Origin of the sequence: Aeromonas sp. FDAARGOS 1414 (assembly GCF_019047065.1) — a bacterium.
GTDB lineage: Bacteria > Pseudomonadota > Gammaproteobacteria > Enterobacterales > Aeromonadaceae > Aeromonas > Aeromonas veronii_A.
Window position 1 is genome coordinate 3529723 of sequence record NZ_CP077210.1, and the last position, 25278, is coordinate 3555000.

Here is a 25278-nt window from a genome sequence, read left to right on the forward strand (position 1 = left end):
TCCAGAGATTTCCGTGTTCAGGTTAAAATCCGGTTTATTATCCGTAAATCAATAGCGAAATGTAAGAACATCCGTGCTTGACGGCCCCGATGGCAACATCAAAAATGGGTTATCTCTTGCTGATGAGCCATCTATATGAAGATCTTCAAAATTCTGCTGGTGTTGTTACTGAGCTGTGGTGCGCTGCATGTACAAGCCTCATCCGAAGAAGAGCCGCCCGCAGAGGGAGAAGAAGCAGCCGCAGCCGCCAAGCCGGGCTTTTCCTACCACGCGCTCGACCCCGACATCATCACCAACTACCTGAGCAACGGCAAAACCCTCGGTTATGTCCGAGTCACGGTGGAGCTAATGGCGGAAAACGAAGCCGACCTCAAGCTGCTGGAGCAGCATGACCCGCTCATCCGAGATACCATCATTCGTTTGATGGGCAGCAAGAGCGCCGAGCAGATCAAATCCCTGGTCAGCCGTGAAGAGTTGCGCAAGGAGTGCGAAACCAAGGTCAACGAACTGCTGGTCAAAGAGACTGGCAAGAAAGCGGTGCGCGAGCTTATCTTCACCAAGTTCCTCTACCAGTAATCCCTCCCGAAACAATCGCTTATTGGCATAACGGCCAATAAGCGAGCTTTACCGATTCACTCGAAATGAAAATCGATTACAATACGGCCGTCGAGTCTTAGAGGTAGTCGTTATGGGCAGCAAGACCCTGTGTGAGTGGCGTCGCCACGAGATCCCCACGGATCTCAAAGCGTTGCGCAAAATTGTTCGCAAGCCGAAATTCGTCTGCGGCAAGTGCGCCCGCAGCGCCAATGACAAGGGTTACCTCTGCCTGCCACTCCGCTTGAAAGAGGAGTAACCCCTCACGGTCAGTGCACTATTGATCGGTCCAACCCTGTCGTCCCTGCTCGAACAATCTGCGCGCCTGGGTATCGTTCGGGCAGACACCGCGATACTCCTCGCCTGAGCGGCCAGCCAGATAGAGATGCTCGGGGCGGCAATACCATGCCAATCCCTTCTGATGTCCCTGCTTCCACAGTTCGGTATCCACCTTCTTGCCACACTGGCCCTGATGGAACTCAACCCGTTCGGTGGTGAAGCCCAGCTTGCCGTCAGCCTCCCCCACTTCGCTCCACACCTTCTCGCAAGGGTCATCGTTGGAGACACAGCCCCCCAGCAGGGCCGCCAGCAATATGATGGAAAGTCGCATAGTCATCCTTGAGTGTCGTTTGAGCTGTTCATTCTTGACCAGCCAGGGGATGACCACAAGCAACTTGCATCCACCCTGTGAGCGCACCAAAAAAATCAGGCGGGCACAATGCCCGCCTGTTCATTCAATGCTATGGATCACGGGTTGTTGAAGGGGTCATCGAAGGGATCATCGTCCTGCCAGCCTTCTTCTTCCCACTGATCCAGCTCTTCTTCCCAAGAATCCGGCTCCCAATCATCATCAGAGGAGTCGTAATCCGGCTTGTGTCCACCCATCTTCACTCTCCTTGGATAGTTCACCCGCACTCCAATTTTATCCAGAATTGTCGGGCTCGCCAGTCAGAGAGAGTTCAAAGTTTGACCAAGGTGCGGCCGGCGATCTGGCCTTGCGTGATGGCCTCGGCGGCCTCCACTACCTGCTCCAGCCCAATCTCGGTGACCGCCTGTTCAAAGAAGCTGGCAGGCAGATCCCGTGCCAGTCGCTGCCACGCCAGTTGGCGACGTTCAAACGGGCACATCACCGAATCGACCCCCTGCAACCGCACATTACGCAGGATAAAGGGCATCACACTGGTCGGCAGATCGAAACCGCCCGCCAGCCCACAAGCTGCCACAGCGCCGCCATAGTTCATCTGGGCCAGCAGCTTGGCCAGCACCTGACTGCCGACGGTATCGATGGCAGCGGCCCAAAGCTGCTTCTCCAGCGGTTTGGCAGGCACCTGCAGCTCGCTGCGCGGCACGATGCGGCTGGCACCCAGTGCGGTCAGCATGGCGCCCTGCTCTTCGGGACGACCGGTCAGCGCCGCCACCTGATAGCCAAGGGCCGCCAGCAGGGCGACCGAGGTGGCCCCCACACCGCCTGCCGCACCGGTGACCAGCACCTCGCCGCTTTCGGGAGTAATGCCCGCCTCTTCCAGCGCCAGCACGCAGAGCATGGCGGTGAGACCGGCGGTACCGATGCACATGGCCTGCCGTTCATCCAGCCCGGCGGGCAATGGCACCAGCCAGTCCCCCTTGACCCGCGCCTGTTCGGCCATACCGCCCCAATGCCCTTCGCCCACGCCCCAACCGGTCAGCACCACCTTGTCGCCGGGCTTATAGCGGCTGTCGGCAGACTCGAGCACGGTACCGGCGAAGTCGATACCGGGCACCAGCGGCCACTGACGCACAATCTTGCCCTTGCCGGTAATGGCCAGCCCGTCCTTGTAGTTGATGGAGCTGTAAACGACCGCTACCCGCACTTCACCTTCCGGCAACTGGCTCTCGGTCAGTCGGGTCAGGGTTGGAACAGTCTTGCCGTCTTGGTTTTCCAGTAACAGAGCCTTGAACATGGTTGCCTCTTTGATGGGGATTGAAACGGAACGGTTAGCTGCTTTGGCACTTTTGCAGTTGAAAATCCAGAGCCAGTGCGATGCTCGTTATGGGTTCAGTCGTTCTCCAGCGCAGTGAGGCAGTGCGAGAGAGTGCGCGCCAGCGCACCCTGATTGCGCAACACCACGGCGCGGGCCTGCTCGCCCATCTCGCGACGGGCGTTGCCGTCGGCAAACAGCTGGGTCACCCGCTCGCCCAGCTCGGCGGCATCGGCCACGATGGCGGCGCCCCCCTGAGCCACCAGCTGGCGGGTGATGTCGCTGAAGTTGAAGTAGGCGGGGCCGGTCAGACAGGGCTTGCCGAGGGCTGCCGGCTCCAGCAGGTTGTGACCGCCAATCTTCACCAGACTGCCGCCAACGAAGGCCACATCGGCCGCCGCCAGCATCAGCGGCAGCTCGCCCATGGTATCGCCGAGATAGACCTTATCCTCCGCACTCACCGCAGCACCATCAGTGCGCCGCACGCAGCCGTAAGGGTCACACTGCTCAGCCACCCGGTCGAACCGCTCGGGGTGGCGCGGCACCAGAATGAGCAGCGCGTCGGGCTGGCGTTTGAGCAGCAGATCGAAGGCGGCCAGCACCTGCTCGTCCTCACCCAGATGGGTACTGGCGGCGATCCAGACCGGCCGCTCGGCGCCCAGCTGCTGGCGCAGGGCGCGCCCCTTGGTCTGCACCTCGTCACCAAACTGGATATCGAACTTGATGGAGCCAGTCACCGCCAGCCGCGAACGATCGATGCCGAGGCGGGCAAAACGGTCGGCATCATCCTGATGCTGGCAGAGCAGATGGGTCAGTGGCCGGCTCAGGGCGTCGAAGGCGCCGTGGAAACGGGCATAACGCTGGCAGGAGCGCTCGGAGAGGCGGGCGTTGATGATTGTCACCGGCAGGTGGCGCGCCTCGCAGGCGGCCAGCCAGTTCGGCCACAGCTCGGTCTCCATCACCCAGAGCGCGCGCGGCTTGAAGGTGTCGAGAAAGGCCGCAATGGCCCAGGGGTAGTCAAGCGGCGCGTAGCGATGGATCACCAGATCCCCCAGCCTGGCAGCCTGATCGGCGCCGGTGCGGGTGGTGGTGGTGAGCAGGATCGGCAGATCGGGCCGCTCCGCCTTGAGGGCACGAATGAGCGGCGTGATGGCCAGCGTCTCCCCCACGCTCACCGCATGGATCCAGAGCGGCGCCTCCTGTCCGGTGGCGGGCAGCCGCCCGAGATGCTCGGCCCAGCGCTTGCCAAAGCCGGGCTTGCCTTTCTTCGGCTTGTAGAGCGCCAGCAGCGCCAGCGGCAATCCCAGATGGATCAGCAGGTTGTAGAGCAGACGGTAGGGCATCTTACTGACTCTGCTCCAGCTTCTTGCAGGCATCGACCACCTGCTCCGGCGCTAAGTCGATCAGGCACTTGAGATGGCCGAACTTGCAGGTGCGCTTGAAGCAGGGGCGACACTCGATGTCGGTGTGAACGATCTCGACCCGATCCGCCAGCGGCGGGGTGTAGAGCGGCGAAGTGGAGCCATAGACGCCCACCAGCGGCCGGTTGAGGGCGGCGGCGATGTGCATCAGGCCGGAGTCGTTAGAGATGACCCGGCTGGCCAGCGCCATCAGATCGATCGCCTCGTGCAGGCTGGTCTTGCCCGCCAGCACGTGGCAGTTGGGGCGAGTCAGCAGGTTGACCCGATCCCGGATGGTATTGGCTACCGGTACATCCTTGTTGGAGCCGAAGATCCACACCTGCCACCCTTCGTCCAGATGCTGCTGGGCCACCACGGCGTAGTGCCCCTCCGGCCAGCGCTTGGCCGGGCCAAACTCGGCACCGGGGCAGAGCACAAGCACCGGGCGGGCGCGATCCAGCCCCAGTCGCTCCAGCGCCTTGCTCTGGTTGACCAGATCGACGTGCAGAGAGGGGTGCGGAATGGTCGGAATATCGGCCCGGCTCTTCATCTGCGCCTTGGGATAAGCGAGCGCCAGATAGCCCTCCACCATCAGCGGGAAGGCGGATTTGTTGCTGCGCATATCGTTGAGCAGGCCGAAGCGGTGCTCCCCTTTCCAGCCGGTACGCACCGGAATGCGGGCAAACCAGGGGATCAGCGCCGACTTCATGGAGTTGGGTTGAACGATGGCCTGATCGTACTTCTCGGCCGCCAGTTGTTTGCCGAGGCGGCGGCGCGCCACCAGCTTGAAGTCACCGTGGCCGAGGGGCATGGTGATCGCCTTGTCCACCTCCGGCATCCGCTCCAGCAGGGCGCAGCACCAGGCGGGAGCCATCACGTGCAGCTCGCACTCGGGATGGTTGGCCTTGATCGCCTTGTAGAGACTCTGGGACATCACCATATCGCCGACCCAGGAGGGGCCGATCACCAATATTTTCATTACGCGTCTTCTCTCGGGTCTGGCCCGGCGGTTAATCATCACTGGACGAGATTATGCCCCAAGAATGGTCGGATAAATAACAGAAGATCCTTGGCAATCGCCTCTGCCGTCTCATTTTCCCAGTGACGATCTTCTTCCAACTGGGCGAGATTACGCGCCACATGCAATGGTCGGATAAATAACAGAAGATCCCTGCTAGGCACCTTCACTTCCTCATTTTTCCAGCGGCGACCTTCCCCCAGCCTGGCGAGATTACGCACCACATGCAATGGTCGGATAAATAACAGAAGATCCTTGCCAGGTACCTCTGCCGTCTCATTTTTCCACAGGTCTTCTGAAGAGACGCAACGCCAGCCGGGCAGGTAAACAGCTGGCAGAAACGGGCAATGGCGGCTCTCTCTTTGACCCGTTTTTCCGTTAGAATGGCCCATCAATACGCATTCGACCCGCCAGCCGGGCAATAACCGTGAGCCCCATTTCGTGAAAAAACCGACTCTGGCTGCCGTTCTGATCGTCAAGAATGAAGCCGACAACCTGCGCAAGTGCCTCGCCTCCCTCGACGGACTGGTGGACGAGATCGTCATTTTGGACTCGGGCAGTCAGGACGAGACCCCGGCTATTGCCGCCGAGTTTGGCGCCCGCTTCTTCGTCAACGCCAAGTGGCCGGGCTTTGGCAAACAGCGCCGACTGGCCCAGTCCCACGTGCTGTCCGACTGGGTGCTGTGGCTGGATGCCGACGAGCGGCTCACCCCCGAGCTGAAAACCGCCATCGCCAACGTGATGGCCAATCCGGCCAGCGATACCATCTACTCGATCCCGCGCCTCTCCTGGGTGTTTGGCCGCTTTATCCGCCACAGCGGCTGGTATCCGGATCGGGTGCTGCGCCTCTACCCCAAGGCACTCACCAGCTACAACGAGGCGCTGGTGCACGAAAAGGTGGAAGTACGGGCCAACATGAAGATCGTCAACATTCATGGCGACCTGCTCCACTTCACCTATCGGGATCTGGAGCACTATCTGGTGAAATCGGCCGGTTATGCCCGCGCCTGGGCCGATCAGCGCACCGCTCGCGGCAAGAAGGGCTCTCTCAGTCAGGGGCTGATCCACGCGGTCGGCTGCTTCCTCAAGATGTACCTGCTCAAAGCGGGCTTCCTCGATGGCAAGCAGGGGCTGCTGCTGGCGATCCTCTCCGCCCACTCCACCTTCGTTAAATACGCAGACCTCTGGGTGCGCCAGCAGCCGCAGCAGCCGGAATAACCGTCATACGAAACAGGGCCCTGCGGGGCCCTGTTTGCATTGCTGCATACCTTACTTGCGCCAGAAAGGCGCCGCCCAGCGGGCCATCACCGGCACCATGGTCTTGGGATCGAGCTGGCTCATATCCTCAGGATGGTCGCTATCCTCCGGCGGGCTGAAGGCAAGGTGACGCCCTTCGCTGTTGAGGGGCTTCCAGCGCAGCGGAGTAGCGGAGCGGCGCATCGGGAAGAAACCGATAGTCGGCACATCGAGCGCACCGGCGATATGGAGCGGGCCGGTACTGCCAGCGATAAACAGGGCTGCGTTGGCCAGCACCTGACAGAACATCGGCAGACCGTCGCTGGAGCGGTAGATCCAGCCATTGCCGCCGTGGGCCAGCAGCTCGGCCGCCAGCTGTTCGGCCATCTTCTCCTCGCCCGGGCCTGCGGTCAGCACGCACTGCAGCTCGGGGCAGGCCTGATTGAGCTTGATGATGATGCGGGCATACTGCTCGATGGAGAGGTTGTTGGCCGAACCGCCGCTACCGGCATGCACCATCAGCCAGGGGCGGCTGGCATCGAGCTTGAGCTTGAGTGCCAACTGCTCGCGCACCTGTAGCAGGGTCTCGTCATCGAACTGCAGGAAGGGGGTCTTGGGCTCCACCACGGCCACCTGCTGATCGGCCAGGAAGCGGCGGATCAGCTCCAGGTTGTACTCGGACTCCGGTTTCTGGGAGCGGGAGCGACGCTGCACCAGTCGCTGGTTGTAGAGCACCTGCGCCAGCTTGGTCGCCGGGGCCAGCCGGTAAGGGATGTGCGCCTTCCACACCAGCATGGCGTTGCGGGAGTTGGAGAAGAGGCAGATGGACGCGTCGAACGCCGCCGCCTTGATCCGCGCCAGCAGCGCTCGCTGTTGCTCCTTGTCGGCCCGCACGCCCGGATCGATGATCACCTCGTCAATCCAGGGGCAGAGCCGGGCCAGCGGCGCCGTGTAGGCCGGAACCAGGGCAGTCACATGACACTCCATGGAGCCTTTGAGCATGGCGAAGCTAGGCCACGCCAGCATGAAGTCACCAATCTTGTCATTGCGAACGACCAGAATACGTTTCATAAAAAATCCCTTTGCTCCCTGTCACCAATGCAAGGAGGCTTGATGCGCGATGGCGTATTCTTGCCTGATGCACTGCTATTCTCAAGCGACGACCTTATAATGCGACCAAATTTCCAGGTTGCAGGACCACAAAGATGACTACCAGGGTGATCTATCCCGGGACATTTGATCCCGTTACCAATGGCCATGCCGACCTGATCGGCCGCGCCGCCAAGCTGTTTGACGAGGTGATCGTCGGCGTCGCCAACAGCCCGAGCAAGCGCCCGCTGTTCGATCTGGCGGAACGTGTCCAGCTTGTCCAGCAAGTGACCAGCCAGCTTCCCAACGTCAAGGTGGTCGGCTTCTCCGGGCTGCTGGTCGATTTCGCCAAAGAGCATCAGGCCAATGTGCTGATCCGCGGCCTGCGCGCCGTCTCCGACTTCGAGTACGAGTTCCAGCTGGCCAACATGAACCGCCGCCTGATGCCCACGCTTGAGAGCGTCTTCCTCACCCCGGCCGAGGAGAACTCCTTTATCTCCTCCACCTTGGTGAAAGAGGTGGCGCTGCACGGTGGCGACATCCGCCAGTTTGTCGACCCCGTGGTAGCCCAGGCAATCGCAGCCAAACAGCAACAGCGCTAATTCCTCCCCTGATGGCAGAAACGACAAGGGCTACCCACGGGTAGCCCTTGTTGTATCTTTCTCGTTATAGAGAGGTCAGCATGCTTGCCGGTTACTGACGGGCAAACCGCTCATTCATCTCCTGCACCAGCAGATCGAGCCACTCGTAGCGGCGCCGGTACATGGCCCGCTTCTTGGAGGCGATCTCCTCCAGCGGCTTGCGCGGCTGGGCTTGCAGGGCGACGAAGTTGGCATCCACATCCCGGGCGCCGAATTCCTGCCACAGCTCGTCATAATCGGCCTGCAGGTTGGCTTTTTGCTTGCTGCTGTAGCGCCTAGCCTGAAACACGTGGGCACGCTTGCGCACCGCCAGCACCTCCGCCGCCCCCATGCTCTGCGCCAGTTGCAGCACCAGCTGCACCAGCAGGGATTTGGGCCGCAGGCCGTGTCCCTCTTTGGTCAGCTCGCGCACCCGATCCTGGGCATTGTCGACCGCAGGCTCCGGCCCCTGCATGGAGCCGATCATCAGAATCAAACGATCCACGCTACCCGCCAGCGAAAAGGCGCAGCTGTAGAGGCGCTGCCCCTCGCCGTTGACGATGGAGAGCGCCAGCTCGGCCTCGCGGCGGAAGGTGCCATCGTGGCGCAGCAGAATGCGGCAGCCACTCTGGGGATAGTGCCCCAGCGCGATCCCCTCGCCCAGATAGAGGGGGTCGATCAGCTGCGGGTAGCACTCCAGCAGCAACCGGTAGTGATTTTCCAGCATCTCGGCCCGCTCACGGGCGCTGGCACAGGCGAAGCGATAGGGTCGCATAGGCTTGTCGAGCAGCTCGGGATAGACCGCTGGCAGTGCCTTGAGCGAGTCGCACTGAAACAGGCTGAAGACCCGGCTCAGCGACTTGCGATAGAGCAGGCTGCGCAGCACGAACTTGCCGCGATTGAAGGTTTTCCGGTCACATCCCTCGGGGTAGAGGAAGCGGGCCATGGATTTTGCGCAATAGCGCTCCTGCCGGGATAAATATTCCCAGTCTATTGATTTTAAAGTCATTTCTAGTTCTCAAACCGCCTGAACGGCCGCTGATACTAGTAATGACTGCGCAAATATTCAACAGCCTGGAAATATGCTGTTACAACTTCCCCCGGATCGGGGAAAAAAGTACGCTCAGCGCTGGCAATGACTGCAAAAAACCGTGGTACGCTGCCCCATTCTTGTCTCGGTCAGCAGGGTGTGACAGTGGAAACAGGGCTGACCGCCACGGCCGTAGACCTGCAACTGCTGCACGAAATAGCCTGGCTTGCCATCGGCACTGGTGAAATCCTTGAGGGTGGTGCCGCCCTGCCGGATGGCTTCGGCCAACACCCGCTTGATCTCGGCCACCAGGGTTCCCAGCCGCTCGGCGCTGATATTGCCCGCCGCCCGTTTGGGGTGAATGCCGGCGGCATAGAGCGCCTCGTTGGCGTAGATGTTGCCTACCCCGACCACCACCTGATTGTCCATCAGGAACTGCTTGATGGCAGTGCTGCGCCCCTTGGCACGCCCCTGCAGGTAATCAGCACTGAAGGCATCGGTGAGCGGCTCGGGCCCCAGCTTGGCGAGCAGCGCGTGGGCTTCGGCCGGTTCCCTGGTCCAGAGCAGGGCGCCGAAGCGGCGCGGATCGTTTAGCCGCAGCAGCTTGCCATTCTCCAGCTCGATATCCACATGGTCGTGCTTCTCGGCCGGGGTGCCGATATCCAGTACCCGCAGGCTGCCGGACATCCCCAGATGGAGGATGGCGGTGCCGAAATCGGTCTCCAGCAGCAGGTATTTGGCACGGCGGCGCACCCGATGGATGGTGAGGTCCACCAGCTCCTGAATCTCACCGGGGATCGGCCAGCGCAGGCGGCCATCCCGCACCACCACGCGCGTCACCTTGATACCGGTGAGCCAGGGGGAGATCCCCTGACGGCTGACTTCAACTTCTGGCAATTCAGGCATGGGTACCTCACAAGGAAAAGGAACTCAGGGGGCAGGGCGCAGCAGATCGCGATACTGCTCGGCTGTGAGGGCGAGCCAGAGACCGGAGGGCAGCTGGGCACCATACTGACCGCTATTCTGATAGAGGCCGATCTCGACCGGATCGTTCTGGCCGGCAATCCACACCTTGATGGTCACCGGCGCACCGCGTACCGCTTCACCGGGGGGTAACAACCAGCCCTGCCAACGTGCCAGACGGGCATCCAGCTGCGCGCTGTCGAGCCCCAGATCCGGCCCGCTGCGCCAGCCCTGACCGATCCGCTCAATCTGCCAGCTCGGCCCCTGCCAGGTGAGCACCACAGCCGCATCAGGCAGCAAGGGGCGAGCCCGCTTGGCGCTATTCTCCTGCTGGGCCAACTCCATACGATGCAACAGGGTGATCACGATCAGCACCACCACGATGATCACGTTATTCCAGCCTTTGCGGCTCAATTTGAACATGGCAAGTCTCCCTTTGAACCGGCAGTGTACTGAATTCGACGCATAAAAAAACCCGGCACGAAGCCGGGTTTTTGGGAATGCAGCATCAAGTAATTACTTGATTTTGCCTTCCTTGTAGATCACATGCTGACGAACAACGGGATCAAACTTTTTGATCTCCATTTTTTCGGGCATGGTGCGCTTGTTTTTGGTAGTGGTATAGAAGTGACCAGTACCGGCGCTGGAGTTCAGGCGAATTTTCTCGCGAATACCTTTAGCCATGATCTAATTCCTTATACCTTAACACCGCTGGCGCGAAGTTCAGCCAGAACCACTTCAACGCCACGCTTGTCGATGATACGCATGCCTTTTGCGGATACGCGCAGGCTTACGAAGCGTTTTTCACTCTCAACCCAGAAACGGTGAGTGTGCAGGTTCGGCAGGAAACGACGCTTGGTAGCGTTGTTAGCGTGCGAACGGTTGTTACCAACTGCCGGGCGCTTGCCGGTTACTTGGCATACTCTAGACATGTCAGTCTCTCCAAATCTTACTTCATTGCTCGAGCAAATATCTGCCCCGCTGGCCTTCGATTGCGGGGCAAACAGAAGGCGGCATTTTATACAGCATCCGTGATCAAAGATCAACTAATACGGTGCCAGAGCACAGTTATAGCCAACCGCGCTCGGCAAAAGAAACCGTGATGCCGTCACCGATCACCAAGTGATCCAGCACTCTGATATCGATCAGGGCCAAAGCGGCCGTGATCCGATCCGTGATCTGGCGGTCGGCCCTGCTGGGCTCGGCGACGCCGGACGGGTGATTATGCGCCAGAATCACCGCGGCTGCATTATGTTTGAGCGCGATCTGCACGATTTCTCTTGGCCAGACGCTCGCCGAATCGATTGTGCCGTAAAAAAGCTCAACAAATTGAATGACTCTGTGCTGATTGTCGAGCAGCAGCAGGGCAAACACTTCGCGCGGCCGATCCCGCAGCTGGGCCTGCAGATAGTCGCGGGTCAGCTGGGGTGAGGTGAGGGCATCGCCCCGCTGCAGCTGCTGCGCCAGATGGCGTTTGGCCATCTCCAGCACCGCCTGCAACTGGGCATATTTGGCTGGGCCAAGACCGTGTGCCTCGCAGAAAGCGCGCTGATCCGCGCCTAGCAGATTGCGCAGCGATCCGAACTGATTCAACAGGTTACGGGAGAGATCGACCGCACTCAGGCCATTGACGCCGGTGCGCAGGAAGATGGCGAGCAGCTCGGCATCGCTGAGCACCGTCGGCCCCTGTCGCAGCAGCTTCTCTCTGGGGCGTTCATCTTCCGGCCACTCCTTGATGCTCATTTGTCTCTCCTCTCTCCCTGTTGAGGAAAAACATAGCAAATATTTGCGTGTTCCCCGCCACAACCCCTTGATGCCAACCCCTGTCGTCATCCCCTGCCTGTGGTATCTTAGCCGACCAGTCAAAGTGAGCCGGATAGAGAAACAGCAGATGAGATTGGCCGATAAACGCATCCTGTTGGGTGTCAGCGGCGGGATCGCCGCCTACAAGAGTGCCGAGCTGGTACGCCGTCTGAAAGATCAGGGTGCCGAGGTGCGGGTGGTGATGACCCGCTCCGCCAAGGAGTTCATCACCCCGCTGACCCTGCAGGCGGTCTCCGGTCATCCGGTGGCCTACAGCCTGCTGGACCCCTCTGCCGAAGCGGGCATGGGCCATATCGAGCTGGCCAAGTGGGCCGATCTGGTACTGATCGCCCCCGCCAGCGCCAACCTGATGGCGCGGATGGCTGCAGGCATGGCCGACGAACTGCTGACCACCCTCTGTCTGGCCACGCCGGCGCCCATCGCGCTGGCGCCCGCCATGAACCAGCAGATGTATCTCAACGCAGCGACCCAGGCCAACCTCAAGACCCTGGCCAGCCGCGGCATTCTGCTGTGGGGGCCGGATGCCGGCAGCCAGGCCTGTGGCGATGTGGGCCCGGGGCGGATGCTGGACCCCCTCGAACTGGTGGATCGCTGCTGTCAGCAACTGGCCGCCGAGCCCTTGCTGGCGGGCGTCAAGCTACTGCTGACCGCCGGTCCGACCCGCGAGGCGCTCGATCCGGTGCGCTACATCAGCAACCACAGCTCCGGCAAGATGGGCTTTGCCATCGCCCGCGCCGCTCGTGAAGCGGGCGCCGAGGTGACGCTGGTGAGCGGCCCGGTAACGCTGGCTACACCTGTGGGCGTCACCCGCATCGATGTCGAGAGCGCCGAACAGATGCATCAGGCGGTGATGAGCCGGGTGGGAGAATGCGATCTCTTCATCGGTTGCGCTGCGGTGGCCGACTACCGCCCCGAGCAGGTCGCCAGCCAGAAGATCAAGAAGACCGGTGACAACGATCAGATGGTGGTGAAGCTGGTGAAAAATCCCGACATCATTGCTGCCGTCGGCGCCCTTCCAGACAAACCCTTCACTGTCGGATTTGCCGCCGAAACCGTGGATGTGGAACAATACGCCCTCGATAAATTGCAGCGAAAGCGGTTGGACATGATCGCCGCCAACGATGTATCCCGCGAGGGGCAAGGCTTCAACGCCGATGACAACGCCCTGACCGTGTTCTGGCAAGGGGGCCAGGCGCCTCTGCCGCTGGCCGACAAGCTGACGCTGGCCCGTCATCTGGTTGCCCTGATTGCGTGTCACTATCGGCGCTAAGCGCCCCGAAAGAACAAGACTCACGGCGCCCCGCCTTGCCAAGATGGGCGCCAACACAAGATCCAACTGAAAAAGCGATTCATGACAACACAAATTGAACTGAAGATTCTGGATGCCCGTATCGGTACCGAGTACCCGCTGCCCGCCTACGCCACTCCCGGCTCTGCCGGCATGGATCTGCGTGCCCTGCTGGATGCGCCGCTGACTCTGGCTCCGGGCGATACCACTCTGGTGCCGACCGGTCTGGCCATCCACATCCAGGATCCGGGTCTGTGTGCCACCATTCTGCCCCGCTCCGGCCTCGGCCATAAGCACGGCATCGTGCTGGGCAACCTGGTCGGACTGATCGATTCCGATTACCAGGGTCAGCTGATGGTCTCGGTCTGGAACCGTGGCAAGGATGAGTTCACCATGCAACCCGGCGAGCGCATCGCCCAGCTGGTGATCATGCCGGTGGTTCAGGCCAGCTTCCAACTGGTCGATGAGTTCAATCAGAGCGAACGGGGTGAAGGCGGTTTTGGTTCTTCTGGTCGCCAATAACAGACCACACCAGCCCGATGGGCGGTGCTTAATAACAGAATCAAGCCATTGTTTTTTTAGGGGAATCCATGGCAAGCAGTAATCAGAAACAGAGTCGGCGCGATCAGATCCTGCAGGCGCTCGCCCATATGCTGGAAACCAGTCCGGGTCAGCGCATCACCACGGCCCGTCTGGCGGCCGAGGTCGGCGTCTCTGAAGCAGCCCTCTATCGACACTTTCCAAGCAAGGCGCGGATGTTCGAGGGGCTGATCGACTTTATCGAGGATTCCCTGCTGTCACGGGTCAATCTGATCATGGCGGAAGAGAAAGACACCATGGCGCGCTGCCACCACATCCTGCAGCTGCTGCTGGTGTTCGCCGAGCGCAATCCCGGCATCACCCGCATCCTCAACGGCGATGCCCTGTTGGGCGAGCACGACCGGCTGCGGGATCGCATCAGCATCCTGTTTGACAAGCTGGAGACCCAGATCAAGCAGGTGCTGCGCGAGAAGCGGCTGCGCGAGGGTCAAGGCTTCCAGCTCGACGAGACCATGCTGGCCAATCTGCTGCTGGCCTACACCGAAGGCCGTATCAGCCAGTTTGTCCGTTCCGAGTTCAAGCTCAAGCCGACCGCCGGTTTCGAAGATCAGTGGCAATTTATCCGCAGCCAACTGCTGCAGAGCTGATGGTTTTTTCGCGTCATTCAGCAAAAAGAAGGGAGGCTTTGGCCTCCCTTCTTTTTTATGGCAGGTTTTTATGGCAGAAAAGAAGTACCAGATGCGACCCGTACTGTCGCGCTGCGGTGTTAGATTTATCCACCATAAACCTTTTAGAACCTGACAGGACATCCTATGGAACCCGAAATCATTACCGAAGCGCAGACCTGGCTGGTCAATAATCAGGGACTGCTGATCGAATACGGCGTCAATATCGCCGCCGCCCTGCTGACCCTGCTGGTCGGCTATATCGCCGCCAACCTCATCAGCGGTGGCGTGGTCAAGGTGATGCAGGCCCGCAAGCTGGACACCACAGTCACCCACTTCGTCGGCAGCATCCTCAAGTACGCCATTCTGGTGTTCGTGGTGATCGCCGCGCTGGGCCGTGTCGGCGTGCAGACAGCCTCCTTCGTCGCCATTATCGGTGCCGCCGGTCTGGCCATCGGTCTGGCGCTGCAGGGCTCGCTCTCCAACTTCGCTGCCGGCTTCCTGCTGATCATCTTCCGCCCCATCAAGGCGGGCGAGTTTATCGAAGTGGCGGGCACCGCGGGTGTGGTGCAGTCCGTTCAGCTCTTTACCACTACCCTCACCTCAGGTGACAACAAGATGGTGGTAGTACCGAACTCCGCCATCCTCAACGGCACCATCGTCAACTACTCGCGTATGGATACCCGCCGCGTCGATATGACCTTTGGCATCGGCTACGGTTCTGACCTGCGCAAGGCCAAACAGATCCTGGAGCGTCTGGTAAGCGAAGAGCCGCGCATCCTGAAAGATCCGGCAGCCACCATCGCCGTCGCCGCGCTGGCCGACTCCTCGGTCAATATCGTGGTGCGCCCCTGGGTGAAAACCGCTGACTACTGGGGTGTCTGGTTCGACTTCCACGAGAAGGTGAAACTGACCTTTGATGCCGAAGGCATCGAGATCCCCTTCCCGCAGATGGTGATGCACATGCAAAAACCGCAGGCGTGATCGCGGTTCTGCTGCAACAGACAATGCCAGCCTTCGGGCTGGCATTGTCGTTTCTGGCCCCAGCCCATGGCCATGTCGGTGCATAACCACGCCAACCGGATGAAAACAATTTCAGGCTATCGGGGTGGCCCCAATCATGAGCAAGCGCAAGATCCGCCTTGCTTTCGTGACACATAATCCCAATGTTCTGGTTGTATGCTCCCGACAGTGACCCATTGCGGTAAAAGACAATCGGTAAAAATCTGTTACACGGGCCGCCCGATCGGCTCGGTATAATGCTCGGATAATAAGGTTTGGCGGGACCTTGCCTGCAAGGTTCAAACACAACTTGGCATTTCAGGAATCCTATGAAAAATATCAATCCAACCCAAACCCAGGCCTGGCAGGCACTGGAAGCCCACTTTGCAGCAAACAAAGAGACCCGACTCAAGGATCTGTTCGCGCAGGACCCGAAGCGCTTTGACAAGTTTTCCCTCACCTTCGGCGGTGACATCCTGGTTGATTACTCGAAGAACCTGATCACCGAAGAAACCCTCAAGTTGCTGGTTGATCTGGCCAAAGAGACCGATCTTCGCAGCGCGATCGATGCCATGTTCAATGGCGACAAGATCAACATGACCGAAGGCCGCTCCGTACTGCACGTGGCCCTGCGCAACCGCTCCGACCGCCCCATCGAGTGCGACGGCAAGGACGTGATGCCGGAAGTGAACGCCGTACTGGCCAAGATGAAAGGCTTCTGCGAGAAGGTAATCGGAGGCGAGTGGAAAGGCTACACCGGCAAAGCGATCCAGCACGTGGTCAACATCGGTATCGGTGGTTCCGATCTCGGCCCGGTGATGATCACCGAGGCACTGCGTCCCTACAAAAACCACCTGCAGATGCACTTCGTCTCCAACGTCGATGGCACCCACATCGCTGAGACCCTGAAGAAGATCGATCCGGAAACCACCCTGTTCCTGGTGGCCTCCAAGACCTTCACCACCCAGGAGACCATGACCAACGCCCTGACCGCCCGCGACTGGTTCATCAACATCGCCGGTGACAAGGCCCACGTTGCCAAGCACTTCGCCGCGCTCTCCACCAACGGCAAGGCCGTGGCCGAGTTCGGCATCGACACCAACAACATGTTCGAGTTCTGGGACTGGGTTGGCGGCCGCTACTCCTCTTGGTCTGCCATCGGCATGCCCATCGCCCTGTCTGTCGGTTTCGAGAACTTCGAAGCCCTGCTGCAAGGCGCCTTCGAGATGGACATGCACTTCGCCACTGCCTCCTATGAGCAGAACGTGCCGGTGCTGCTGGCGCTGATTGGCCTGTGGTACAACAACTTCCATGGTGCCGAGTCCGAAGCCATCCTGCCGTACGACCAGTACATGCACCGCTTCCCTGCCTACTTCCAGCAGGGCAACATGGAGTCCAACGGCAAGTACGTGGATCGCAACGGCAAGCCGGTTGACTACCAGACTGGCCCCATCATCTGGGGTGAGCCGGGCACCAACGGCCAGCACGCCTTCTACCAGCTGATCCACCAGGGCACCAAGCTGATCCCCTGTGACTTCCTGGCGCCGGCCATCAGCCACAACCCGATAGGTGACCACCACCCGAAACTGCTGGCCAACTTCTTCGCCCAGACCGAGGCGCTGGCCTTCGGCAAGAGCAAGGAAGAGGTCGAAGCCGAGTTCCTGGCTGCTGGCAAAACGCTGGAGCAGGTCAAGGATCTGGTGCCGTTCAAGGTGTTCGAAGGCAACCGCCCGACCAACTCCATCCTGTTCAAGAGCCTGACCCCGAAAACCCTGGGTGCCCTGATCGCCATGTACGAGCACAAGATCTTCGTACAGGGCGCAATCTGGAACATCTTCTCCTTCGACCAGTGGGGTGTGGAGCTGGGCAAACAGCTGGCCAACAAGATCCTGCCGGAGCTGGGCAACAACGAGGCTGTCACCAGCCACGACTGCTCCACCAACGGTCTGATCAACACCTGGAAAGCGTGGAAAGCCTGATTTATCCGGCCTTCCTGAATGCAAAAGCCCCGCTCGATGAGCGGGGCTTTTTTATGACCATCTTTTATGACTGTCAGGCTGATTTTTCTGGCTGGCCGGTCGGGTGTCCAGTCCGACCGGCGACGGGGATCGTCATCCCCGCCCCTTCATCATCCAGCCCGATGCAGGCTTAACCGCCGACGGCGATGCGTTTCATGTCTTTCATATAACCGCGCAGTACCTGGCCGATCTTCTCGATCGGGTGGTTACGAGTCGCTTCGTTGGCCGCCAACAGCGCCAGGTTATCCACGCTCTGTCCTTCCGCCTTGCTGGCACCCAGATCGCCCGCTTTCAGGGTCGGCATGAAGTGCTCGCGCAGCAAGGGTACGGCGGCGTTGGCGAACAGGTAGTTGCCGTACTCGGCAGTATCGGAGATGACCACGTTCATCTCGTACAGACGCTTGCGAGCAACGGTGTTGGCAATCAGCGGCAGCTCGTGCAGGGATTCGTAGTAGGCAGACTCCTCGTAGATACCGGAGGCCACCATGGTTTCGAACGCCAGCTCGACACCCGCCTTGACCATGGCCACCATCACCACGCCATTGTCGAAGTACTCCTGCTCGGCAATCTTGCCAGCGAACGCCGGGGCGTTTTCGAAGGCGGACTTGCCGGTCTCTTCACGCCAGGTGAACAGTTTGACATCATCTTCGGCCCAGTCGGCCATCATGCCGCGGGAGAACTCACCGGCAATGATGTCATCCATGTGCTTCTCGAACAGCGGGCGCATCAGGGTCTTGAGCTGCTCGGAGAGCTCGAAGGCGCGCAGCTTGGCAGGGTTGGAGAGGCGGTCCATCATCAGGCTGATACCACCCTGTTTCAGGGCTTCTGTGATGGTCTCCCAACCGAACTGGATCAGCTTGCCGGCGTAGGCCGGGTCTGTGCCTTCGGCAACCAGCTTGTCGTAGCAGAGCAGGGAACCGGCTTGCAGCATGCCGCAGAGGATGGTCTGCTCGCCCATCAGGTCAGATTTCACTTCCGCCACGAAGGAGGACTCCAGCACCCCGGCACGGTCGCCGCCGGTAGCAGAGGCCCACGCCTTGGCGATGGCCATGCCTTCGCCTTTCGGGTCATTTTCCGGGTGAACGGCGATCAGGGTCGGTACGCCGAAGCCGCGCTTGTACTCTTCACGCACTTCGGTACCCGGGCACTTGGGCGCAACCATCACAACCGTGATGTCGGAGCGGATCTGCTGACCCTCTTCCACCACGTTGAAGCCGTGGGAGTAGCCCAGCGCGGCGCCCTGCTTCATCAGCGGCATCACGGTTTTCACCACGTCAGAGTGCTGTTTGTCCGGAGTCAGGTTCAGCACCAGATCGGCGGTCGGGATCAGCTCTTCATAGGTGCCGACCGCGAAGCCGTTGTCGGTAGCCTTCTGCCAGGAGGCGCGCTTCTCGGTGATAGCGGCCTTGCGCAGGGCGTAGGAGATATCCAGCCCGGAGTCGCGCATGTTCAGACCCTGGTTCAGACCCTGGGCACCGCAGCCCACAATCACCACCTTCTTGCCCTTCAGCACGTTGCAGCCGTCCGCGAACTCTTCGCGCTGCATGAAACGACACTTGCCCAGTTGGGCCAACTGCTGACGCAGGTTCAAGGTGTTGAAATAGTTAGCCATGGTGATTGCTCCGTTCGATTGATTCCATGCCGGATAGCGGCGTTGTCTGAACCACTATAGCGCGGGACACTTATTGCCTGAACTGATATATTCGAAACAGTATGTTGCAATAACTGAAACGATCACCCTTCATAATTGCCTGCTGAATGTACCGCGAGATGGCAGAAACAAGCCGCCAACCGCTGGATATCGGGCACACCAGCCGCGCCAGGAGCTGAAAGATGGACCTTCGCAATCTCGAGCTGTTTCTCCACCTCGCCGACTCCCTCCACTTCGGCAAGAGCGCCGATGCCATGGCGGTCAGCCCCTCCACCCTGAGCCGCGCCATCCAGCGGCTGGAGCAGGAGACCGGCTGCATCCTGTTCGAACGGGACAACCGCTCGGTGCGCCTCACCCCCGCCGGCGAGAAGCTGCGCGAATTCGGCGGCGGCCTGTTGCAGGAGTGGCGCCAGCTCAAGCAGGAGCTCAAACGCAGCGATGAACCGTTGCAGGGGCGGCTGCGGGTCTTCTGCTCGGTCACCGCCAGCTACTTTCTGCTGCCCGAAGTACTGGAGCGCTTTCGCCGCCGCTACCCCCAGCTGGAGATCAAGCTGGAGACTGGCGACCCTGCGCTGGCGGTGGACAAGATCCTGGCCGACGAGGCCGATCTCGCCATCGCCGCCCGCCCCGATGCTCTGCCCGCCAAGCTGGAGTTCGCCAGCCTGCAGCTGGTGCCACTGGTCTTTATTGCGCCGCGCAATGCCCCACAGCTCAACCAGTGGTTCCGTCAGGGGGAGCCGGACTGGGAGCAGCTGCCAGTCATCCTCTCCGAGCAGGGGCTGGCCCGCAAACGCAGCGATCAGTGGTTTCGCAACAAGGGGATAGCGCCCAACATCTATGCCGAAGTGGCGGGCAACGAGGGGATTGTCGCCATGGTGGCGCTCGGCTGTGGCGTGGGGCTGGTGCCGGCAGCGGTGATCGACCATAGCCCGCTTGGCGACAAGGTGCGGATCATCGACCTCAAACCCGCCTTCAAGCCATTTGATGTGGGGATCGGGGTACTCAAGAAGCGACTGGAAGAGCCGCTGATCCGCGCCTTCTGGGATACAGCGCAGAACCAGAACTCACTGCGCTGAGACGGGCTGGTAGATGAGCGTCGGGTCGGCCATCATCTTGCGACTCGACAACGGCAGATCAGGGTTGTTCAGCTCGAGGCGCACCCGCTCATCCAGTTTCAGCCGCCGAATGGTGCTGCCAAATCCCTCTTCAAAGACCCGGTCAAAAGCACCAGACTGCCGCGCCCGCTGCAGGCCAAGCTCGATGCGCTGCGCCAGCTCCGGATATTTGGGCGAAACAAAGAAGAGCAGCGCCAGCGGATAGCGAAACACCAGATGGGGCTCGATGGCGAGATCCGGATGCTGCCTTAGCTCATCCTCGACCTCGATGACCGATCGAAGGAAGCAGTCAAAACGCTTCTTGCGCAGCATGTTGAAGAGCGCCTCATAAAGATTGCCCACCGTCACCTTGAGGCCGTTAGCCCGCAGCAACTGGGTGTCTGGCCAAGATCTGTGCTGACCGATGGAGAGCCCGGCGCGATGCCAGTCTGCCAACGACCCGATCGCGGCAAAACGCCCCTCATCCCCCTGCCGAACCAGACACACCCGCCACCCCAGCAGCCCCTTGGCCAGCGGAATGTGGATTGCCAGCAACTCCCGCTCTCGCGCACCATCGGGGGCAAAGACACCGACCTGAACCAGCTCACCGCTGCGCAGCTCCTTCACCGCCCGCCCCTGCTCCATTTGCGGGCTGGATACAAGCTGATAGGGGCCATATTCGGGCACGGTGAGATCGAGGGAGAGGCGCAACAACTGGACGACGGCGGGGTTGGGGTGATCCAGCAGCAGATTCCAGGCGCGGATAGGCTGCTCGGCTGCCGTTGCGCCAACCGTCCACAGTGCCATGCACCACCACCAGACTCTGATCATCCTGCGCACCATCCGTGCCTCATGCTCCTCGCCATGCTATAACGTCAGCCAGCACCTCAACGACGCCCTCTCTGAAAGATGTGTGAGCGCTCTCGTGTCAAATCTCGTGTCAAAAGTGACAATAGGCAAACCCGGCAGGTCATCGCAGACTGGTCGTTCATCAACAAACGCCAAGGCGCAGGGAGGAGAGCCATGAAACAGCATCTGGTAGAGATCAAGGGTTCAACCCTGTTTGACGAGTATCTGCAAAGCATGGGCGTGCCCAGCACGACGCTCGACCGGGAGCAGGATATCTATCTGCAGGAACGCCACCTGGGAGCCATTCGCCGGGTGCAAGGAGAACTGCGCTTTTATCTGCGTGCCAACGCCCTGAACAAACGGTGATCAGGATCCGGTCACAGAACCCGCAGCAAAGGCGTATTAGACTGGTATCTTCCCCCTTCTGTCGGGAGTGCCCATGAAAGCAAGCGGTCTGGATCGGCTGTTCAAACCCCACTCAATCGCCGTGATCGGCGCCTCGACCGACCCGCTCAAGGCGGGTCATGTGATCGTGCGCCACCTGCTGGCGGGCCACTTCAAAGGGCCCATCCTCCCCGTCACCCCGCGTAACAAAGCCATCGCCGGCGTGCTGGCCTATCCCGATATCGCCAGCCTGCCGCTGACCCCGGATCTCGCCATCATCTGCACCAGGCGGGAGCGGGTCTTGCCGTTGCTGGAGGCGCTCGGCCAGAAGGGTGGGGGGGCGGCCATCATACTGGCCGCCGACTTTTCCCCCGAGGAGCGGCTGGAGCTGAAACGGGTCTGCCAACAATACGGCATTCGCCTGCTCGGCCCCAACAGCATGGGGATGCTGCTGCCCGGCCAGGGGATCAACGCCAGCTTTTCACCCATTGCCGCCAAGCCGGGGCAGGTCGCCTTTCTGTCGCAATCCGCCGCCGTCAGCACCACCATTCTGGATTGGGCCAAGCAGCATGAGCTGGGCTTCTCCGCCTTCATCTCCCTGGGTGATCACTGCGACATCGACTTCGGCCAGCTGCTGGATCAGCTCTCCCGCGACTGCGTCACCCGCGCCATTTTGATCTACATGGACAAGTTGCACGACGCCCGCCACTTTCTCTCGGCGGCGCGGGCAGCCTCGCGTAACAAGCCGATCCTGGTACTGAAAAGCGGGCGCCACGAACCGGCCCACGGTCTCGACAATGTCTATGATGCCGCCATCCGTCGCGCCGGCATGCTGCGGGTACGCGATACCCACGAACTGTTTGCCGCGGTGGAAACCCTCAGCCACTCCATGACCCTCAAGGGGGAGCGGCTCGCCATCATCTCCAACGGCCGCGGGCTGGCCAATATGGCGGTGGATGTGCTGCTGGAGCGGGGCGGCAAGCTGGCTCGCCCGCCGCTCGATATCGGCAGCGATGCTACCATCACCACCTATCAGGAGGCGCTGGACAACGTGTTGCAGGAAGATGGCATCGACGCCATCCTGATCATCCACGCCCCCTCGCTCACGGCACCGAGCGCGCCGCTGGCCAGCCATCTTATTGCCCATCTGAAACAGCACCCCAGAGCGCGCCGTTTCAACATCCTCACCAACTGGGCGGGTGAATACTCGGCGCAGGAGGGGCGCAAACTCTTTACCGAGGCGGGCTTCCCGACCTACCGCACACCGGAAAGCGCCATGGCCGCCTTCATGCACATGGTGGAATACCGCCGCAACCAGAAGCAGTTGATGGAGACACCGGCGTCACTGCACGGCAACCAACTCAATGGCGAGCTCTGCCAGCAGTTGATCCGTCAGGCGCAGGAGCGCAAGCAACTGAGGCTGGATACCCATCTGGTACACCCGATTTTGCAAGCCGCCGGTCTCTCGACCCTGCCAACCTGGATCGTTACCGACGCCATTGAGGCGACCCTGACCGCAGAGCAGATCGGCTATCCGGTGGCGGTGAAGCTGCGCTCGCCCGACATCCTGCACAAGTCTGCCGTGCACGGCGTGGTGCTCAATCTGCGCACCTCGGCCGAAGTGGCGCAAGCTGCAGATGCCATTCTGGACAGGGTCAAACAGCATGATCCGGGCGCCCACATCGAAGGCTTGCTGGTGCAACGCATGGCTCGCCGCAGCGGTGGCCTGGAGCTGCGGGTGCGGATCCAGCAAGACGCCATCTTTGGCCCCGTCATTCTGCTGGGTGAGTCGGGTGCGGAACCGCAGGAGATGGTGGCTGCCTTGCCACCGCTCAATCAGGCACTGGCTCGTTACCAGATCATCGGAGCCCTCAAGAGCCGCAAGATCCGTGAACAGGCCACGCCGGAGCGACTGGATATTGATGCTCTCGGTCAGGTGCTCTGCCAACTCTCCGAACTGCTGCTCGCCTTTCCTGAGATTCAGGAACTGGACCTGCACCCGCTGCAAGCGTGCGGTGCCGAAATGGTGGTGCTGGATGCCAGCCTCATGCTGGCTGACCCCACCATCCCGACCAGCAACCGACTGGCGATCCGTCCCTATCCTACCGAACTGGAGGAGGGTGCCTGGCTTAAGGATCAGCGCCATATCCTGCTGCGCCCAATCCGGCCGGAAGATGAACCGGCTCACAAGCAGTTCGTGCTGCGGGTCTCCGATGAAGACAGGTACAAACGCTTCTTCGCCGATGTGGGCGAGCTGGGTCATGAAGAGCTGGCTCGCATGACCCAGATCGATTACGACCGGGAGATGGCCTTTGTGGCGGTGGGGCAAGATGGCGAGCTGCAGGATCAAATCCTCGGCGTGGTACGCGCTATCTCGACCCCGGACATGAGCGATGCCGAGTTTGCCATTCTGGTGCGATCGGACTTGAAAGGGGTGGGGCTCGGCAAATTGATGATGGAGAAGATCATCCGTTACGCCAAAGAGCAGGGGATTGGCCAGCTATCCGGCATGACCATGCCCAGCAATCGCGGCATGGTCAACCTCGCCAAACGGCTTGGCTTCAAGATCGACGTGCAAATGGAAGAGGGGGTGGTCAATATGGAACTGCCCTGTAACCAGCAGGCGGCAGAAGGCTGATTTGGCCGCCTCTAGACTCGCCCAAGTGACTTCCAATGAAGCTGACAAGGCTCGAATATAGCCAGAAAATGGTGGAAATAACCGGCTATCTGGCACTCTTACTTGGCAGGGAAAAGCCAGATATTGGTGGTTTAACACGCTAAAAACATCAAAGCCCGGTCGTGAAGCCGGGCTTTGTATTGGTTCCGATGTGCAAATATGTGGGTCGCTGGGCAAAATCGCCCATAGCAAAAAGGCCTTCCCATCTGGGAAGGCCTTCAAATTAGTGGCGGAGCGGACGGGACTCGAACCCGCGACCCCCGGCGTGACAGGCCGGTATTCTAACCGACTGAACTACCGCTCCGCATTCGGTTAGCTTGCGCTAAATTGGTTGCCGCTTCTTATGAGGTGTCATCCTCGCAGCCAGTGACGTGATTCTTCACATCACCGTTTAATTGGGTGCCTGGCAGTGTCCTACTCTCGCATGGCGAATGCCACACTACCATCGGCGCTACCGCGTTTCACTTCTGAGTTCGGCATGGGATCAGGTGGTTCCACGGCGCTATGGCCGCCAGGCAAATTCTTCAATCTTGGAAAGCTGATGTGAATAACAACTTGGCTAGTTTGCTTTGTCATTACCACTGAATTTGAGTAGTTCGTTCATTCGCTACAAGCCTTAGAACACTTCTTGGGTGTTGTATGGTTAAGCCTCACGGGTAATTAGTACGGGTTAGCTCAATGCATCGCTGCACTTACACACCCCGCCTATCAACGTTGTGGTCTCCAACGGCCCTTTAGGACCCTCAAGGGGTCAGGGATGACTCATCTCAGGGCTCGCTTCCCGCTTAGATGCTTTCAGCGGTTATCGATTCCGAACTTAGCTACCGGGCAGTGCCACTGGCGTGACAACCCGAACACCAGAGGTTCGTTCACTCCGGTCCTCTCGTACTAGGAGCAACTCCCTTCAATCATCCAACGCCCACGGCAGATAGGGACCGAACTGTCTCACGACGTTCTGAACCCAGCTCGCGTACCACTTTAAATGGCGAACAGCCATACCCTTGGGACCGACTTCAGCCCCAGGATGTGATGAGCCGACATCGAGGTGCCAAACACCGCCGTCGATATGAACTCTTGGGCGGTATCAGCCTGTTATCCCCGGAGTACCTTTTATCCGTTGAGCGATGGCCCTTCCATTCAGAACCACCGGATCACTATGACCTACTTTCGTACCTGCTCGACCTGTCCGTCTCGCAGTTAAGCTGGCTTATGCCATTGCACTAACCTCCTGATGTCCGACCAGGATTAGCCAACCTTCGTGCTCCTCCGTTACTCTTTGGGAGGAGACCGCCCCAGTCAAACTACCCACCAGGCACTGTCCGCGAGCCCGATTCAGGGCCCTGCGTTAGAACATCGAACATACAAGGGTGGTATTTCA

28 protein-coding genes, 1 tRNA gene and 2 rRNA genes (1 of these 31 only partly in view) are annotated in these 25278 nt (G+C 60.2%); 13 read left to right on the forward strand and 18 right to left on the reverse strand.

What is annotated here, in order from left to right:
• The first annotated feature begins 135 nt into the window (after nucleotides 1–135).
• Entirely contained in the window at nucleotides 136–576 is a 441-nt protein-coding gene (locus I6L44_RS15950) for a flagellar basal body-associated FliL family protein (protein WP_216952370.1), read from the forward strand.
• Nucleotides 577–688: 112 nt separating this feature from the next.
• Nucleotides 689–853, forward strand: coding sequence for a hypothetical protein (locus tag I6L44_RS15955; protein ID WP_216952372.1), 165 nt, complete (start codon nucleotides 689–691; stop codon nucleotides 851–853).
• A gap of 18 nt (nucleotides 854–871) precedes the next feature.
• Here the strand turns inward: I6L44_RS15955 and I6L44_RS15960 are convergent, their stop codons facing one another.
• The 6 genes from I6L44_RS15960 to I6L44_RS15985 all read right to left on the reverse strand — a co-directional run bounded on the left by I6L44_RS15960 (nucleotide 872) and on the right by I6L44_RS15985 (nucleotide 5362).
• On the reverse strand, nucleotides 872–1204 hold the full coding sequence (locus tag I6L44_RS15960; RefSeq protein WP_216952374.1) for a DUF2799 domain-containing protein: 333 nt from the start codon (nucleotides 1202–1204) through the stop codon (nucleotides 872–874).
• Between the two features lie 137 nt (nucleotides 1205–1341).
• Complete coding sequence (locus I6L44_RS15965) at nucleotides 1342–1479, reverse strand: hypothetical protein (protein ID WP_216952376.1); 138 nt, start codon at nucleotides 1477–1479, stop codon at nucleotides 1342–1344.
• 74 nt (nucleotides 1480–1553) lie between these two features.
• Nucleotides 1554–2534, reverse strand: a complete 981-nt coding sequence (locus tag I6L44_RS15970) for an MDR family oxidoreductase (RefSeq protein ID WP_216952383.1) — start codon at nucleotides 2532–2534, stop codon at nucleotides 1554–1556.
• A 95-nt stretch (nucleotides 2535–2629) separates the two neighbouring features.
• Nucleotides 2630–3895 carry a lipid IV(A) 3-deoxy-D-manno-octulosonic acid transferase gene (gene waaA / locus I6L44_RS15975; RefSeq protein WP_216952385.1) on the reverse strand — a complete coding sequence of 422 codons (1266 nt, stop codon included), beginning with the start codon at nucleotides 3893–3895 and terminating at the stop codon, nucleotides 2630–2632.
• Between the two features lies 1 nt (nucleotide 3896).
• The gene (gene waaF, locus I6L44_RS15980; RefSeq protein WP_124243350.1) at nucleotides 3897–4931 is read right to left on the reverse strand and encodes a lipopolysaccharide heptosyltransferase II; all 1035 of its coding nucleotides are present in this window, start codon (nucleotides 4929–4931) and stop codon (nucleotides 3897–3899) included.
• A 38-nt stretch (nucleotides 4932–4969) separates the two neighbouring features.
• On the reverse strand, nucleotides 4970–5362 hold the full coding sequence (locus I6L44_RS15985) for a hypothetical protein (protein ID WP_216952387.1): 393 nt from the start codon (nucleotides 5360–5362) through the stop codon (nucleotides 4970–4972).
• A gap of 49 nt (nucleotides 5363–5411) precedes the next feature.
• Here I6L44_RS15985 and I6L44_RS15990 point away from each other — a divergent pair, with 49 nt between their 5' ends.
• A complete protein-coding gene (locus I6L44_RS15990) occupies nucleotides 5412–6188 on the forward strand; it encodes a glycosyltransferase family 2 protein (RefSeq protein WP_216952388.1) in 777 nt (258 codons plus the stop codon).
• Between the two features lie 51 nt (nucleotides 6189–6239).
• Here the strand turns inward: I6L44_RS15990 and I6L44_RS15995 are convergent, their stop codons facing one another.
• A complete protein-coding gene (locus I6L44_RS15995) occupies nucleotides 6240–7277 on the reverse strand; it encodes a glycosyltransferase family 9 protein (protein WP_005339514.1) in 1038 nt (345 codons plus the stop codon).
• 134 nt (nucleotides 7278–7411) lie between these two features.
• Between I6L44_RS15995 and coaD the strand changes: the two genes are divergently transcribed.
• Entirely contained in the window at nucleotides 7412–7897 is a 486-nt protein-coding gene (coaD, locus tag I6L44_RS16000) for a pantetheine-phosphate adenylyltransferase (protein WP_071914926.1), read from the forward strand.
• 91 nt (nucleotides 7898–7988) lie between these two features.
• Here coaD and I6L44_RS16005 read toward each other — a convergent pair whose 3' ends face one another.
• From I6L44_RS16005 to radC, 6 genes are all read right to left on the reverse strand, one after another.
• Complete coding sequence (locus tag I6L44_RS16005; RefSeq protein ID WP_216952390.1) at nucleotides 7989–8861, reverse strand: VirK/YbjX family protein; 873 nt, start codon at nucleotides 8859–8861, stop codon at nucleotides 7989–7991.
• A 177-nt stretch (nucleotides 8862–9038) separates the two neighbouring features.
• Complete coding sequence (gene mutM, locus I6L44_RS16010; protein WP_005357390.1) at nucleotides 9039–9851, reverse strand: bifunctional DNA-formamidopyrimidine glycosylase/DNA-(apurinic or apyrimidinic site) lyase; 813 nt, start codon at nucleotides 9849–9851, stop codon at nucleotides 9039–9041.
• A gap of 24 nt (nucleotides 9852–9875) precedes the next feature.
• Entirely contained in the window at nucleotides 9876–10331 is a 456-nt protein-coding gene (locus I6L44_RS16015) for a hypothetical protein (RefSeq protein WP_216952392.1), read from the reverse strand.
• Between the two features lie 93 nt (nucleotides 10332–10424).
• Entirely contained in the window at nucleotides 10425–10592 is a 168-nt protein-coding gene (gene rpmG, locus I6L44_RS16020; protein ID WP_005307500.1) for a 50S ribosomal protein L33, read from the reverse strand.
• Nucleotides 10593–10603: 11 nt separating this feature from the next.
• A complete protein-coding gene (rpmB, locus tag I6L44_RS16025; protein ID WP_005307492.1) occupies nucleotides 10604–10840 on the reverse strand; it encodes a 50S ribosomal protein L28 in 237 nt (78 codons plus the stop codon).
• A gap of 136 nt (nucleotides 10841–10976) precedes the next feature.
• Nucleotides 10977–11651 (reverse strand): DNA repair protein RadC, encoded by a 675-nt coding sequence (gene radC / locus I6L44_RS16030; RefSeq protein WP_033113596.1) that lies wholly within the window; start codon nucleotides 11649–11651, stop codon nucleotides 10977–10979.
• 148 nt (nucleotides 11652–11799) lie between these two features.
• Here radC and coaBC point away from each other — a divergent pair, with 148 nt between their 5' ends.
• The 6 genes from coaBC (at nucleotide 11800) to I6L44_RS16060 (ending at nucleotide 17379) form a co-directional block, all read left to right on the forward strand.
• A complete protein-coding gene (gene coaBC, locus I6L44_RS16035; RefSeq protein ID WP_216952395.1) occupies nucleotides 11800–13002 on the forward strand; it encodes a bifunctional phosphopantothenoylcysteine decarboxylase/phosphopantothenate--cysteine ligase CoaBC in 1203 nt (400 codons plus the stop codon).
• 81 nt (nucleotides 13003–13083) lie between these two features.
• Complete coding sequence (gene dut / locus I6L44_RS16040) at nucleotides 13084–13542, forward strand: dUTP diphosphatase (protein WP_005339498.1); 459 nt, start codon at nucleotides 13084–13086, stop codon at nucleotides 13540–13542.
• Nucleotides 13543–13610: 68 nt separating this feature from the next.
• Complete coding sequence (gene slmA, locus I6L44_RS16045; protein ID WP_005339495.1) at nucleotides 13611–14207, forward strand: nucleoid occlusion factor SlmA; 597 nt, start codon at nucleotides 13611–13613, stop codon at nucleotides 14205–14207.
• A 165-nt stretch (nucleotides 14208–14372) separates the two neighbouring features.
• Complete coding sequence (locus I6L44_RS16050; RefSeq protein ID WP_005339493.1) at nucleotides 14373–15209, forward strand: mechanosensitive ion channel domain-containing protein; 837 nt, start codon at nucleotides 14373–14375, stop codon at nucleotides 15207–15209.
• A 347-nt stretch (nucleotides 15210–15556) separates the two neighbouring features.
• Nucleotides 15557–17206 (forward strand): glucose-6-phosphate isomerase, encoded by a 1650-nt coding sequence (pgi, locus tag I6L44_RS16055; RefSeq protein WP_103251795.1) that lies wholly within the window; start codon nucleotides 15557–15559, stop codon nucleotides 17204–17206.
• A complete protein-coding gene (locus tag I6L44_RS16060; RefSeq protein WP_216952396.1) occupies nucleotides 17194–17379 on the forward strand; it encodes a hypothetical protein in 186 nt (61 codons plus the stop codon). The genes pgi and I6L44_RS16060 overlap by 13 nt, the downstream gene beginning before the upstream one ends.
• Here I6L44_RS16060 and ilvC read toward each other — a convergent pair.
• The gene (ilvC, locus tag I6L44_RS16065; RefSeq protein ID WP_005355979.1) at nucleotides 17376–18857 is read right to left on the reverse strand and encodes a ketol-acid reductoisomerase; all 1482 of its coding nucleotides are present in this window, start codon (nucleotides 18855–18857) and stop codon (nucleotides 17376–17378) included. The two genes, I6L44_RS16060 and ilvC, sit on opposite strands and share 4 nt — an antisense overlap.
• Before the next feature lie 221 nt (nucleotides 18858–19078).
• On the opposite strand from ilvC, the gene ilvY reads away from it, so the two are divergent.
• Entirely contained in the window at nucleotides 19079–19972 is an 894-nt protein-coding gene (gene ilvY / locus I6L44_RS16070; RefSeq protein WP_005339488.1) for an HTH-type transcriptional activator IlvY, read from the forward strand.
• On the opposite strand, the gene I6L44_RS16075 is transcribed toward ilvY, so the two are convergent.
• Nucleotides 19961–20821, reverse strand: coding sequence for a transporter substrate-binding domain-containing protein (locus I6L44_RS16075; protein ID WP_216952397.1), 861 nt, complete (start codon nucleotides 20819–20821; stop codon nucleotides 19961–19963). The two genes, ilvY and I6L44_RS16075, sit on opposite strands and share 12 nt — an antisense overlap.
• A gap of 192 nt (nucleotides 20822–21013) precedes the next feature.
• Here I6L44_RS16075 and I6L44_RS16080 point away from each other — a divergent pair, with 192 nt between their 5' ends.
• On the forward strand, nucleotides 21014–21205 hold the full coding sequence (locus I6L44_RS16080; RefSeq protein WP_216952398.1) for a hypothetical protein: 192 nt from the start codon (nucleotides 21014–21016) through the stop codon (nucleotides 21203–21205).
• Between the two features lie 73 nt (nucleotides 21206–21278).
• On the forward strand, nucleotides 21279–23861 hold the full coding sequence (locus I6L44_RS16085) for a bifunctional acetate--CoA ligase family protein/GNAT family N-acetyltransferase (RefSeq protein WP_216952400.1): 2583 nt from the start codon (nucleotides 21279–21281) through the stop codon (nucleotides 23859–23861).
• Nucleotides 23862–24127: 266 nt separating this feature from the next.
• On the opposite strand, the gene I6L44_RS16090 is transcribed toward I6L44_RS16085, so the two are convergent.
• The 3 genes from I6L44_RS16090 to I6L44_RS16100 all read right to left on the reverse strand — a co-directional run.
• Nucleotides 24128–24204: transfer RNA gene (locus tag I6L44_RS16090), tRNA-Asp, on the reverse strand.
• 97 nt (nucleotides 24205–24301) lie between these two features.
• Nucleotides 24302–24416 (reverse strand): 5S ribosomal RNA (gene rrf, locus I6L44_RS16095).
• A gap of 123 nt (nucleotides 24417–24539) precedes the next feature.
• Nucleotides 24540–25278, reverse strand: a 23S ribosomal RNA gene (locus tag I6L44_RS16100); it runs 2151 nt beyond the window's last position.